Annotated in this window: 12 protein-coding genes; 4 read left to right on the top strand and 8 right to left on the bottom strand. The window is 65.8% G+C overall.

Annotation, left to right across the window (positions count from 1 at the left end):
* Window positions 1-25: 25 nt before the first annotated feature.
* The 7 genes from NZK81_RS10490 to NZK81_RS10460 all read right to left on the bottom strand — a co-directional run bounded on the left by NZK81_RS10490 (window position 26) and on the right by NZK81_RS10460 (window position 9,162).
* Window positions 26-1,252 (bottom strand): XrtA/PEP-CTERM system-associated ATPase, encoded by a 1,227-nt coding sequence (locus tag NZK81_RS10490; protein WP_260046081.1) that lies wholly within the window; start codon window positions 1,250-1,252, stop codon window positions 26-28.
* Between the two features lie 20 nt (window positions 1,253-1,272).
* Complete coding sequence (locus NZK81_RS10485) at window positions 1,273-3,012, bottom strand: preprotein translocase subunit YajC (protein ID WP_260046080.1); 1,740 nt, start codon at window positions 3,010-3,012, stop codon at window positions 1,273-1,275.
* A 5-nt stretch (window positions 3,013-3,017) separates the two neighbouring features.
* Entirely contained in the window at window positions 3,018-4,046 is a 1,029-nt protein-coding gene (locus NZK81_RS10480; RefSeq protein ID WP_260046079.1) for a P-loop NTPase family protein, read from the bottom strand.
* A gap of 11 nt (window positions 4,047-4,057) precedes the next feature.
* Window positions 4,058-5,578 (bottom strand): XrtA system polysaccharide chain length determinant, encoded by a 1,521-nt coding sequence (locus NZK81_RS10475; RefSeq protein ID WP_260046078.1) that lies wholly within the window; start codon window positions 5,576-5,578, stop codon window positions 4,058-4,060.
* A gap of 16 nt (window positions 5,579-5,594) precedes the next feature.
* The gene (locus NZK81_RS10470) at window positions 5,595-6,239 is read right to left on the bottom strand and encodes an XrtA/PEP-CTERM system exopolysaccharide export protein (RefSeq protein WP_260046077.1); all 645 of its coding nucleotides are present in this window, start codon (window positions 6,237-6,239) and stop codon (window positions 5,595-5,597) included.
* 173 nt (window positions 6,240-6,412) lie between these two features.
* Window positions 6,413-7,639, bottom strand: a complete 1,227-nt coding sequence (locus NZK81_RS10465) for a pyridoxal-dependent decarboxylase, exosortase A system-associated (RefSeq protein WP_260046076.1) — start codon at window positions 7,637-7,639, stop codon at window positions 6,413-6,415.
* On the bottom strand, window positions 7,636-9,162 hold the full coding sequence (locus NZK81_RS10460; RefSeq protein ID WP_260046075.1) for an acyl-CoA ligase (AMP-forming), exosortase A system-associated: 1,527 nt from the start codon (window positions 9,160-9,162) through the stop codon (window positions 7,636-7,638). Before NZK81_RS10460 ends, NZK81_RS10465 begins: the two co-directional genes overlap by 4 nt.
* On the opposite strand from NZK81_RS10460, the gene NZK81_RS10455 reads away from it, so the two are divergent.
* The 4 genes from NZK81_RS10455 to NZK81_RS10440 are packed head-to-tail and all read left to right on the top strand — an operon-like array spanning window position 9,161 to window position 11,977.
* A complete protein-coding gene (locus NZK81_RS10455; protein WP_260046074.1) occupies window positions 9,161-10,207 on the top strand; it encodes a GNAT family N-acetyltransferase in 1,047 nt (348 codons plus the stop codon). The genes NZK81_RS10460 and NZK81_RS10455 overlap by 2 nt on opposite strands.
* A gap of 39 nt (window positions 10,208-10,246) precedes the next feature.
* Window positions 10,247-10,510: an acyl carrier protein gene (locus NZK81_RS10450; protein ID WP_260046073.1), complete on the top strand. Its 264-nt coding sequence runs from the start codon at window positions 10,247-10,249 to the stop codon at window positions 10,508-10,510.
* Between the two features lie 19 nt (window positions 10,511-10,529).
* Window positions 10,530-11,204, top strand: coding sequence for an alpha/beta hydrolase family protein (locus tag NZK81_RS10445; RefSeq protein ID WP_260046072.1), 675 nt, complete (start codon window positions 10,530-10,532; stop codon window positions 11,202-11,204).
* Window positions 11,201-11,977, top strand: coding sequence for a hydrolase 1, exosortase A system-associated (locus NZK81_RS10440; RefSeq protein WP_260046071.1), 777 nt, complete (start codon window positions 11,201-11,203; stop codon window positions 11,975-11,977). The genes NZK81_RS10445 and NZK81_RS10440 overlap by 4 nt, the downstream gene beginning before the upstream one ends.
* Before the next feature lie 10 nt (window positions 11,978-11,987).
* On the opposite strand, the gene trxB is transcribed toward NZK81_RS10440, so the two are convergent.
* Window positions 11,988-12,959: a thioredoxin-disulfide reductase gene (trxB, locus tag NZK81_RS10435; protein WP_260046070.1), complete on the bottom strand. Its 972-nt coding sequence runs from the start codon at window positions 12,957-12,959 to the stop codon at window positions 11,988-11,990.
* Between the last annotated feature and the right edge of the window lie 138 nt (window positions 12,960-13,097).

Here is a 13,097-nt window from a genome sequence, read left to right as displayed (position 1 = left end):
AGCGCGTCCTCCTGGCGGGAATGCTTCAGGCAGCCTCGCGCCGCCCGTCCCCGCCTTCGATCCATTCGATCAGCATCGTCAGCGTGTGGCGCAGCATGTGCTCCTGTTCGTCCAGACGCGCTTCAAGCCTGTCCGCCCGCGCGCTGGCTTCCGCGAGCTGGGCCTGCAACGCCGCAACCTGATCGTCGTTGCCCCTGCCTTCGGCGGCCTCGCGCGCTTCAGCGGCATTGGCGAGTTCGAGCACGGCCTGCTGCAGTTCGCTGATCTGCGCGTCGCGATCAGCCAAGGCCGCCTCGATCAGAGCGACCGCCGCAGCAGTGTCGATCGCATCGACGTGAACCGGCTGCACGGCCGACACTTCGCCCGCATCCACGGCTTCCGCCGCGACGGGCTCGGTCTGCGAAACCGCAGGCGCCTTGTTCTTTGCAAGCGCCAGGGAACCATCGGCTTCCATGTCGTCGAGCACCTGCTGCACCATTGCGCTGTCGATCTGCACGCGCTGCTCGACCGCGCCGAGGAGCAGGAGGCGATTCACGATCTGGTTGATACGGCGGGGGATACCGCCAGTCGCCTCGTGGATCTCGGCAAAGACGCCCGGATCGAAGCCCGGATTGCCTGTCCAGCCCACGCAGCTCATGCGGTGCTCGATGTAGGCCTGCACTTCCTGGGGCTGCATCGGCCCCAGATGGTGGGCAGCGATCACGCGCTGGCGAAGCTGTTCAAGCTGATCGCTTTCCATCAGCGTATCGCGAAACTCCGGCTGGCCGAGCAGCAGCGTCTGCAGCAGCGGATGCGAGCCGAGCTGGAAATTCGACAGCATGCGCAGTTCCTCGAGCGCGCTGACGGTGAGGTTTTGGGCCTCGTCGACGATCAGCAGGCAACGGCGCCCGGCACGCGCTTCCTCGTGCAGGAAGGTTTCGATGGCGCCAAGAGCGGAAGCCTTGTCATGCCCTTCCACCGGCAGCCCGAAGGCCTGCGCCACGACATGGACGATCTCCTCACCGTCGAGCGCGCTGGTCACGACATTGGCAGCGGTCATGCGCGAGGGATCGACGGTCGCCATGAGGTGCGCGACCAGCGTCGACTTGCCCGAGCCGACCTCGCCGGTAATGACCACGAAACCTTCGCCCTGCCCCAGACCATAGCCCAGGTAGGACAGCGCCTTGCGGTGCGTCAGGCTCTCGAAATAGAACGCCGGGTCGGGCGTCAGCTGGAAAGGCCTTGCCTGCAGCCCGTAGAAGTCGTCGAACATCGTTGGTCCTCCCCTGGGACTCAGAAGTTGTAGCGAAGGCCGGCGAGCGCCGACGCGGTCCAGATATCGTCGATTGCGGGATCGTCGCGGGTCGCCCCGTCCACGCCCACAGCGAGGGTCGCCCGCAGGCGCTCGGTCAGCAGGCGGTAGTAGCTTGCCGAAGCGCCATAGCCGGCCACGTCCCCGAACAGCGGATCGTTGGTCCTGAGCCAGTTGGCATAGGCACTGGTCGCCCATCCCGCATTGCGGCCAAGCGGGCCGCTAAGATAGGCGGCGAGCCAGTAGTTCTTGTCGATCACGCCGTTCGCAGCGGCCAGCACGGTGCCTTCGGCGGCGATGAACTTGCGGCGGTCGTAGCCCATCCCGAGGCCGGCATTGAGGCGTCCGATCCGCATCGAATAGCTCGCCATCACGCCGCGTGCGCGGAAGGTCGAGGAGCGCACCGAGCCAAGCGCGCCGGACAGGCAGTTGTTACCCTCCAGCGTGGCGACACAGCCGGTCAGTTCGCCCGTAACCGGATCGCGTACTGCCTCGAAGTCGTCGGGCAGCTGGTCGATCAGGCGATTGAGCTGCCCGCCGAAACCTCCGATATTGTCGTAGACGCTGATGCTGAGCTGGCTGCGGTCGTCGGGCGCATAGGCCAGGGTTCCGCCGTAGGTTGTCGAGCCATAGCGACGGCCGACATGCGCAGAGAGGGACGTGCGGCGGCTCGGACGCCACATCACCGCGACGTCCCAGGTCAGTCCGCTGACGTCGTAGGACAGCACGCGCGGCACGCTCTTGTCGGTAACGTAGCGGCCATGCGAACCGATCACGGGATTACCATCGGCATCGCGCACGGCATCGCGGCTCGAAATCTCCACGTCCTCGTAACCGAGAGCGCCCACGACCTGCACGGTGCGGCCAACGGGAACCGTGACCATCGCGCGCGCCTGCATGTCGCGCGCGCGCTGATCGAGGTTGGAGATGTCTTCCTGATAGAAGCTGCCGGCGACCGCCAGCCCCACCGGAAGCACCGCACCGGGCGCAACGCCCGCCTCGGCATCCGCGACTTGCGTCACGCTCTTGTCGAAGACGTCGACCGCCACGCTTCCGGGGGCAGCCACATAGGCGTTGGAATGATCGACCTTGGTGAAACCGGCGCGGTAATTGGCATTGATGTTCACATCGCCGGCGCGCGTCGCCACCGAAGGACCGCCATAGACCGAATAGATCTTGGTCTTGCTCTTGGTCGAGACATTACCGCCGGGGAGCGCCGATCCGCCATTATCCACCGTGGCCTGCGTCGCAAGACCGCCCGCTTCCACGGTCAGACCCGGCGTCACGGTGGCATAGCCACGCGCAATGCCGCTGATCGCATCGCCGTCGGCCGCCTTCCGGCCCCAGCCGAACTGGTGTTCGTAGCGCACGGAAACGGATGCGCCGTTATTGCGTCCGGCGACCGCCGCATCAACGCCGGCCACCGCACGGGTGTACGTCAGCACATCGTTTCCGGGCGAAAGCTGCGCATCGAGGATCTGGTCGATCTCGATATAGGGCGTCACTTCGAGCCGCTTGATGCCTTTTCCGCCCCGCTTGCGGGACTTGGCCGGCTTGTACGGCGGCGGTTCGGCCGTGCTCTGGTCTTCCGCTCCCGCGCTGTCATAACCGATCGCCTGCGCATGCACGGTGGCTGGAAGCGCAGCAACGGCAAGGCCCGCTAGCAGCGCCACTCCAGCAACGGCGCGCTCCAGTGCCGGTCGATTGCGTAACTGTCGCATCCGGCTCACCCCTTGTATCCGTAGTAGGAACCGAAGCGGCGACCGCTCGGGCTGAACTGCGCGGCATTGAGCAGAAGCTGGACATTCGGACATGCCCCGAGCAGCGAAATCGCATCCTCGAGCGCCCCTTGCCCGGTCATGTCGGCCCGCACGATCACCACTGCCTGGCCCACGTATTTCGCCAATTCCGCCGCGGGCGAAGCCGCCAGCGCGGGCGGGGAATCGAAGATCACCATGCGGTTTGGCGCGCCCTCGGTCAGGCGATCAAGCACCCGCGCGGTGCGCGAACTGGCAAGATATTCGCTGTCGTTGTTGCTGGTATCGCCCGCCGGCAGGACCCACAGCCCCGGAACGTCCGTGCCCAGCACGCATTCGGCAACGTCGATGCTCTCGTCCATCAGGGCATCCATCAGGCCGGGACCGCCTGGCAAGCCGAGCGCCGAGAGGATCGAGGGCTTGGCGAAGTCGGCATCGACAAGGAGAACCTCGCTCTCCTTTTCCGCCGCGATCGACAGCGCCAGATTGAGCGCGCAATAAGTCTTGCCCTCGCCCGGATGGGGCGAGCTGACAAGGATGCGCTGTGCCATCGGGCCGGCGTTCTGCCGGCGCAGATCGGCCGCCTGCACCAGCAGCTGGCGCTTCACGATGCGAAATTCCTCAAGGAGCGTCGTGACGGCCCCCTCGGGCACGATCAGGCCCTGCTCACGCAGATGCTCGCGGTCGACAGGCAGACGTTCGCCGGAAAACTCGGTGCGCACCGGCGCAGGCGCTGCTGCCGGCTGCGACGCTTCCGGCACGCTCGCTGCCGGGCCTTCCGTTCCGACGGCCCCGAGCGCCTCCGGCTCTGGCCGAGGTGCCGGTTGCGACGATGTCCGGCGACGCACCAGGGCCTTGTCCACTGCTTCGGGCGGAAGCGGCTTGGGCCTGGCGATGTAGCTGTTCAGATCGAAATGCCCGGCGGCGCGTTCGATCAGCGACTCGCCGCGAGCGTCCGCTTCGGCGGGAGGCATGGGGATCTTGCTGTGCTCGGTCATGTCTGTTCCCCTCAGGCCACCATGCCGCGCTGGATGAATTCGACTGCCAGCAGCACCACGAAGAGCCCGCCCAGCGCCGCAGTGGCGCCATAGAAGTACTTGAGCCGCTTGCGACGCAACGCGCGGGCGCCATCGGTCAGGTTCTGCGAGATCGCGCCGAGCACCGGCAGGCCCATGGCACGCTCGAGACCGGCGGTGGTCGAGAACACCGAACGCACGCGGCTCAGCACAAAGGCTCCCGCACAACCGCCGCAGACGCCCATCACCAACACGCCCAGCAGCAGCACCGGACGGTTGGGCGCAACGGGCGCGCGCGGTGTCGTGGGCGGATCGACCACTTCGAACTTCACGGCCTCGCGTTCGGTCTTGACCTCGCCCCGCAGCTTCAGCTCCTCACGATCCTGCAGGAGCTTGTCGTACTGCTTGCGCAGCACGTCGTAATCGCGGTTGATGCGCTGCGCCTCGGCCGCAAGTTCCGGATCCTGTATCGCGGACGCGGTCAGCGAGGACACATCCGACTGCAAGGCCGCCTTGCGCGCCTGGAGTGCCTGGACATTGGCCTGGCGCTCGGCGCGGATCGACTGCAGCGAGCTGTAGGCCGGATTGATCGTGCCGCCCCCGTTTGCCGCTTCCTGTGCCGCTGGCTCCTTGAGCGCGGCGATCTGGTTGCGCGTGGCGATCACGTCGGGATGGCTGTCGGTCAGCCCGCGCGCCTTCATCGCGGCAAGGCTGGCCTGCGCCTTGGCCAGTGCTGCCTGCGCACCGCCGCTTCCGGCGCCGGTTATGGTTCGCGGCGTGCTGGCGAGCTGACCGTCGATCGCGGCCAGCGCGCTTTGCGCCGCAACCAGATCCCCCTCGACATCGCGCAGCGCCGAACGCGAGTTCTCAAGCCTCTGCACGATCGCGGTGCCGCCCTGCGCAAGCTCCGGATGCTGGGCCTCGAAGACAGTGCGTTTCTGTTCGGCGGCCTCGAGCTGCTTTTCACGCTGCCTGAGCTGCTGGTTTACGAATTCCAGCGTCTCGACCATTTCGCCGCGGTTGCCTGACAAGTTCTCCTCGCGGAAGATGTCGATCATCTTCTGCGCCACGTCCTGCGCCAGCTTCGCGTTCTCGGCATCGGAGAACGAGGAATAGCTGGTGGTTGCCGTGATCTCGAAGAGATTGTCCTGCTGGCTGACGACCTTCACGTTGTTGGCCAGCCGCAGGACCGCCGCTTCCATCTGCTTGGGCGATTCGATGGTGTCGCCGAGGCGCGTGCCGCGCACCACCTTTTCCAGGTTCACGGCGCTCGTCAGCGTCTGGCGGATGCGCTCGATGTCGCGCTTCTTGTCGGCAACGCCGATCCCGACCTGTTCGGCCAGCGCATCGTCGAGCTGGATGAAGATACGCGCCTTCGATTCGTAGCTGTTGGGGATCGTCGCCACCGCCAGCCAGCCCAGCAGGCAGATCGCCCAGGCGAGCCCCAGCGCAATCCAGCGCCGGGTCCAGACGCTGTGAATTGCGGAAAGCAGTTCTTCGTAGAGGTTGTTCATCGCGTGCGCCCGGCCCTCAGAACATGCTTTCGGGGATGATGATCACATCGCCGGGCTTCAGCATGACGTTGGCCTTGCTATCGCCCTTCTTCAGCAGGTCGCCGAGGCGCAACTGGTATTCCTGCTGCTTGCCGCTCGTCTTGTCGAAGCGGATCAGGCGCGCCTTGTTGCCCGCCGCGTATTCGGACAGGCCGCCCACCGCGATCATCGCGTCCAGCACGGTCATGTTGGCGCGGTAGGGGATCGACGCCGGCTTCTCGGTGGCGCCGACGACGCGGATCTGCTGGCTGAAGGTGCCCGAGAAGTTGTCGACGATCACCGAAACCAGCGGGTCTTCGATGTACTGCGAGAGCTGGAGGCGAATGTCCTCCGCCAGCATCGAGGGCGTCTTGCCCACCGCCGGCATGTCGGTGATCAGCGGCGTGGTGATGCGCCCGTCAGGCCGCACCTGCACTTTCGCGCCGAGTTCCGGGTTGCGCCAGACGAAGATGGTCAGCGTGTCGAGCGGCCCGATGACGTATTCCTCGCCCGGTCCCTCCTGCATCGACACGAACGACGCGGGCGGCAATTCCGGGCCGGACGCCGAGCCCATGCAGCCCGACAAGGCGACGCTGACAAGCGCAGAACCGGCCAGAAGTCGGGCAAAGCGGTATTGCGGCATGGACACTTCCTCGTCTGCGCCAACAGCCCTCGCACCACGCGGCGCGAAGGGACGGCTGGCAAAATCCGGTGTCCGTAATCCGAAAAAAGGGTGAACATAGCGTTAGCCTTGGCTGTCAATTTCCAGCCAGTCCCAAATCGGGACGTACCAGTGCCTATTTCGTTAAGACCTTGTCAAACGAGCATTTCAACGGCCGGACCCTGGCCCAGAAACGACGCGGGGCTCGCGCTGGCGCCGTAGGCCCCGGCACAGAACACCGCGACGAGGTCGCCCACATCGGCACGGGGAAACCCGCCCTTGTCGGCCAGCTTGTCGAGCGGCGTGCACAGGCAGCCGACGATCGAAGCTTCTTCCTCCGCCGGCGCATCGAAGCGGGTGGCGATGGCAGAGGGATAATTGCGCCGCACCACGGTTCCGAAGTTGCCCGAGGCCGCCAACTGGTGGTGCAGCCCGCCATCGGTGATGAGAAAAACCTCGCCGTGGCTCACCTTGCGATCGACGATCCGGGCCAGATAGACCCCCGCTTCGCCGACCAGATAGCGCCCCAGTTCGATGCAGAACGCGGTATCCCGCAAGGCATCGGGCAGATGTTCGAAACGCTCCGCCAGCCGTTCTCCCACCAGCGCCAGATCGACCGGCTTGTCGCCCGGGAAGTAGGGGATTCCCAGCCCTCCTCCGAGATTGCAGTGCGGCAGCGGCACGCCGCTCTCCCCGGTCAGGCGCGCGGCCAGGTCCAGAGCCTGGGCCTGCGTTTCCGCGATCGCCTCCGCATCGAGCGCCTGACTGCCGGCGAAGATATGGAAGCCCCGCCATTCCACGCCGCTTCCGGCGAGCTGGCGCACCAGTGCGGGCACGCGGTCGGCATCGATGCCGAAAGGCTTGGCGCCTCCGCCCATCTTCATGCCCGAGCCCTTGAGGTCGAAATCGGGGTTAATGCGAATGGCAAGGCGCGGGATCACCCCCGTGCGCTCGCCAATCGCCAGCGCGCGGGCCGCTTCCCCTTCGGATTCCAGATTGAGCGTGACGCCGGCACGGATCGCCGCCTCAAGCTCCGCATCGCGCTTGCCCGGACCGGCAAAACTCACGGTGTTCGGCGCAATGCCTGCCTGGCGGACGATTTCCAGCTCTCCTCCGGACGCGATGTCGAACCCGTCGACGAGTTGCGTCATCAGCGAAAGCAGCGGCGGATACGGATTGGCCTTCACGGCGTAGTGCAGCGCCAGCCTCTCGGGCATGGCGGCCCGAAGATCCGCCACCCGCTTGCGGACATGCGCGATGCTGTAGAGGAACAACGGCGTAGAACCGGCCTGTTCCGCCCAGTACGTCACAGGCCGCCCCCCCACCGCGAGCACGCCGTCAATGGCATCGTAGCCGGCAGGAACAGGCCCGAGCGGCTTCACGCCACCAGCTCCGCCTGAAGCCCCGTCCGGTCGATTTTGCCGTTGGGGCCGACTGGCATGGCGTCACGCCAGTGAATGACCTTGGGCTGCATGAAATTCGGCAGTTCTTGCATAAGCTTACGAGGCAATTCTTCCTCTATATCTGAAATTCCGGGAGCGGCACGTACAACGAGGTGCACGGCCTGCCCCAGGCGTTCGTCCGGCACGCCCAGCGCTACTGCTTCAGCCACGAGGCCCGTGGCAAGTGCCGCCTCCTCGATTTCCTGCGGGCTGATCCGGTTGCCCGCGCTCTTGATCATCGCATCGCGCCGGCCGACGAAATAGAGCAGCCCGTCCGCATCGCGCCGCACACGGTCCCCCGACCAGACGGCGATTCCACCATAGCGGGACGCCTCGGGCGCAGGCCGGTAACGCTCGGCCGTACGCTGCGGGTCCTGCCAGTACCCTTGCGCGACGAGCGGGCCGCAATGCACCAGCTCACCTTCCTGCCCGTCCTCAGATACCTTCCCCATATCATTGATAACAAGTACTTCTGCGTGAGGGATAGCCATTCCCATCGAGGTCGGATGCGTGTCGATCAGGGCCGGATCGAGATAGGTCGAGCGGAAGGCCTCGGTCAGCCCGTACATTGCGAAAATCCGGGCCTGCGGAAACAGCGCGCGCATGCGGCTGACCAGATCGACGGTCAGGGCGCCGCCGCTGTTGGTCAGCCGCCGCAGCCTGGCTGCCGTCTCGACCGGCCAGTCGAGTTCGCAGACCTGCACCCATAGCGGCGGTACGGCGGCCAGTGTGGTGATGGCATGACGCTCCACGGCCTTCATGACGTCACGCGGCATGAGATAGTCGAGCGGAACCACGCAGCCGCCCGCGTACCAGGTGGAAAGCAGCTGGTTCTGCCCATAGTCGAACGACAGCGGCAGGACCGCGAGCGTCCGGTCATCGCTCGCAAGGCCAAGGTAATCGGCCACGCTATCCGCCCCGAGCCACATGTTGGCGTGGCTGAGCATGACGCCCTTGGGGCGCCCCGTGGACCCGCTGGTATAGAGGATTGCCGCAAGATCGTCGGGATCGGCAGTCGAGGGTTCCATATCCCTGCCCAGCGCCGCGGCACCGGCGAGCACTTCCGGTTCTTCGACCAGTCGGCATCCGGCCGGCACGTCACCGTCCTGCAAGCCCTTGAGCCGGGCCGGCGTGCCCATCAACAGCACGGCACCGCTATTTGCCAGAATATGCGCGACCTGCGCGTGCTTGAGCAGCGGATTGATCGGCACATGGACCAGACCGGCCCGCGCCGCGGCCAACGGCATCAGGCAGGTCAGTTCGCCTTTTGACGCCCATGTCGCGACACGTGCGCCTTTTTCAGGCGCCTCGTGCGCCAGCCAGGCGGCGAGGCGAGAGACACGCGATCTTAATTCTCGGTAGCTAAGCACGCCTTCACGCAGCACCAGCGCGTCGGCCTCATCGGCGCCGCGCAGGGCCAGATGGTCTAGCGGCAGGATAGGATTCTGGGGACTGCCGCGCATGATGAAGGCAAAGGCTCCACTGGAAGGTTTTGAAGGTAACGTGGTAAAGATCGAATATCACTCCGATCTTAAGGAAGTGCAATCGGATGGCCAGCTTGCGCGGCTGCTTTCCGACAGCTGTCAACACGCCCCCTTCGACCGTCTGGCCTGGTGGCAGATGCTGGAACGACATTGCGGGCTGTCGCCGCTGATGGCCATTGCCCGTGACGCGGATCGGGCGGCCATCCTGCCGCTGGCCGGGACATCGGGACACCTGAGCGCACTGGCCAACTGGTACACCTTCCGCTTCCGCCCCGTCATTTCGGGCGAGCCCGCACCGCTGACTGCCCTCGCCCGCGATCTGGCCCGCAAGGCGCATCGGGTGACACTCTCGGGCATTCCCGACGAGGATGGGAGCGCTTCGCTTCTGCAGTCGGCATTCAGGACCAGCGGCTGGCTGGTACTGCGCGAAACCTGCGATACCAACCATATCCTCCCCGTCGCAGGCCGCAGCTACGACGAGTATATCGCCAGCCGTCCGGGAAAACTGCGCACCACGCTCAAACGCAAGACGGGCAAGGTCGAAACGCAGGTCCTAACCCATTTCGACGAGGCAGTCTGGGCCGCTTACGAAGACATCTACGCCGAAAGCTGGAAGCCCGAGGAAGGCTCGCCCGATTTCCTGCGCGCCTTTGCCCGCGCCGAAGGCGATGCCGGACGCCTGCGCCTCGGTGTCGCCAGAGCCGGAGGCGAGGCGATCGCGGCGCAGATGTGGACCGTGGAAGGCGGAACGGCATTCATCCACAAGCTCGCGCACCGCGAAGCCGCGCGGCCGCTCTCGCCCGGTTCGGTGCTTACGGCGGCCCTGTTCCGCCACGTGATCGACGTCGACAAGGTTGACCTCGTCGATTTCGGCACCGGCGACGATCCCTACAAGCGCGACTGGATGGAACAGGTCCGCCCGCGCTACAGGCTCGACATGTTCCGCCCCGTGACACCCCGAAACTGGCCCGTTCTCGCCATGGCCGGCATGCGACGCCTTGCCGCCATCGCGAAGCGGGGCTAGAGGCCGGGACCGATAATACCACGCTTGAACCGAGGGACCATGTCCAACGACACCGATCTGCTGCTGCGCCGCATCCTGACGGACGTGCTCGGGCTCAAGCCGGGGCAGGCCGAAGGGTTCGACGCCGATACCGGCCTGTTCGGTCACCTGCCCGAACTGGATTCGATGGCCGTGGCCGGTCTGCTGACGGAACTGGAAGACCGGCTCGACATCGTCATCGAGGATGACGAGATCGACGGCGAAATGCTCGAGACCTTCGGCGGCCTGCTGACGTTTGCAGAGGCCAAGCGCGCCGGGGCATGAGCGCCCGGCAGCTCTTGCGATGACCCCCGCAAGCTGGCCCTGCCCGCTGCCCGACGGCGACATCAGCCAAGAATATGCGCTCGCTTTCGACGGCGGACGCGAGCACCGGTTGCTGATCATCCCCGCCCTGTTCGACGAAGGCAACCGCCTGCGCCGGCTGACCGTGGAAGTCATGCGCCGGCTCGACGCCTCGGGGATCGACAGCGTCGTACCGGACCTTCCCGGCTGCAATGAAAGCCTGCAACAGCTCGAACGGCAGAACGTGCCGGGCTGGTTCGAGGCCACTGCGGCGGCGGCGCGTCATTTCGGGGCGACGCATGTGCTGGGCATTAGGGGCGGCTGCCTGTTCACGCCGCAAGGACTGCCGACATGGCACTATGTCCCGGCAAAGGCGGCCTCGATCCTGCGCCAGATGATCCGCGCGCGTATTCTTGCATCCCGCGAGGCCGGTCGCGAGGAAGTCCGCGAACGCCTGTCCGAGATGGCGCCGACTTCGGGAATCGAACTGGCAGGCTATCGGCTCGGCGCGGATTTCTACCGCCATTTCGAGCCGATGGTTCCCGACCCGGCCGCCACGGTCATTGCACAGGAGGCGATCGGTGGCAGCGGGCTGTGGCTGCGGGCCGAACCGGACGAGGACAGTTCGCAGGCTGACGCACTCGCCGCCGTTCTGGCGCGTGGGATGACGTCGTGACCCGGCGCCACTTCACCTTTGCCTGCGAAGGCGTGCAACTGGCCGCCACGCTGGACGACGCCCCGGCCGAGACAGGCCTGCTGCTCATCACCGGTGGCAACGAAGTGCGCGGCGGCGCATGGAACGGTCAGGCCCTGTTCGCGGCCCGGATCGCCGAGGCGGGCTTTCCCGTCCTGCGCTTCGATCGCCGCGGCGTGGGTGACAGCGAAGGCCCAAACGGGGGGTTCCGTTCCAGCGAACCGGACATCGCCGCCGCCCTCGCCGCATTCCGGGAGCAGTGCCCGCAGGTCCGGCGCGTCATCGGTTTCGGCAATTGCGATGCGGCCAGCGCGCTCATGCTGAGCAAAGGCGACGGCTTCGACGCGCTGGTCCTTTCCAACCCCTGGACGATCGAGAGCGACGACGAGGAAGCTCCGGCCGAAGTGGTTCGTGACCACTATCGCCGCCGTCTGGCCGACCCGGCTGCGATCAAACGCCTGCTGACGGGACAAGTCGCGATCGGCAAGCTCGTCCGCAGCCTGATTTCGGCAGTCCGCCCTGCCCCTCAGGCGCCGAACGGACTTGCCGCCGAGATCGGAAGCGGTCTTGCCGCATTCGAAGGCTCTGTACGTTTCCTTATCGCCGGGCGGGATCGCACCGGCCTTGCCTTCCTATCGAAGTGGGACAAGGCCGATCCGCGCCTGCGCACCTGCGCGGAGGCCACGCACAGCTACGTCGAGCCGAAAGCGCAGGCATGGCTCGTGGCGCAGGTCCTGGAAGTCCTGCGGGGCTGACGTCGCGCGCTCAGCCCTGGACCGTCTCGGTAACGCCGCTGAATTCCTTCTCGGCCAGATAACGCTCGGCATCGAGCGCGGCCATGCAGCCCATGCCCGCTGCCGTGATCGCCTGACGATAGGTGTGGTCGCAGACGTCACCCGCCGCGAAGACGCCGGGAACGTCGGTCTTGGGCGTGCCGGGCGCGACCAGCAGGTAGCCGGTCTCGTCCATCGCCAGCTTGCCCTTGAACAGCTCGGTCGCGGGCGCATGGCCGATGGCAACGAAAGCGCCGTCAGTCTCGATTTCGCTGGCTTCGCCGGTCTCGGTATCGGTAAGTGCCAGGGCGCGAAGCTGGCCATCCTCGCCCGCCACGAAACCATCGACTTTCTTGTTCCAGAGCACGGAGACCTTCGGATTGGCGAAGAGGCGGTCCTGCAGAATCTTTTCTGAACGCAGCGAATCGCGCCGATGGATCAACGTCACGTCGTCGGAGTGATTGGTGAGGTAGAGCGCCTCTTCCACCGCGGTATTGCCGCCGCCGATCACCACGACCTTCTTGCCGCGATAGAAGAACCCGTCGCAGGTGGCGCAGGCCGAAACGCCCTTGCCCGAAAGTTCCTGCTCGCCTTCGACACCCAGCCACTTCGCCTGCGCGCCGGTGGCGATCACGAGTGTATCGCCCTCGTACGTGTCTCCACTGTCGCCGATGGCAACGAACCTGGGACCCGACAGGTCGACCGACAGGATCGTATCCCACATCATGCGGGTCCCCACGTGCTCGGCCTGCGCCTGCATTTCCTGCATCAGCCAGGGGCCCTGGATCACTTCGCGGAAGCCCGGATAGTTCTCGACGTCGGTCGTGATCGTGAGCTGGCCGCCGGGCTGCAGACCCTGCACGACGATCGGCTCCATACCCGCGCGCGCGCCATAGATCGCGGCGGAAAGTCCGGCAGGGCCGGAACCGATAATGAGCATGCGGGTCTTGTGCGTCGTCGCCATGTACTTGCCTCCGGCGTGAATCCTGTTGGCTCGCGAGATAGGGACAAGGTCGCCGGTTTGCCAAGCACAGCGGGTCAATCGAATTTGTTCATCCCCGTAAATCAGGGCTTCAATTGACCTCGCGCGCTGCGCGTTCCA

The organism is Novosphingobium mangrovisedimenti, from assembly GCF_025153475.1.
GTDB lineage: Bacteria > Pseudomonadota > Alphaproteobacteria > Sphingomonadales > Sphingomonadaceae > Novosphingobium > Novosphingobium mangrovi_A.
This window is presented reverse-complemented; position numbering and strand designations above follow the sequence as displayed.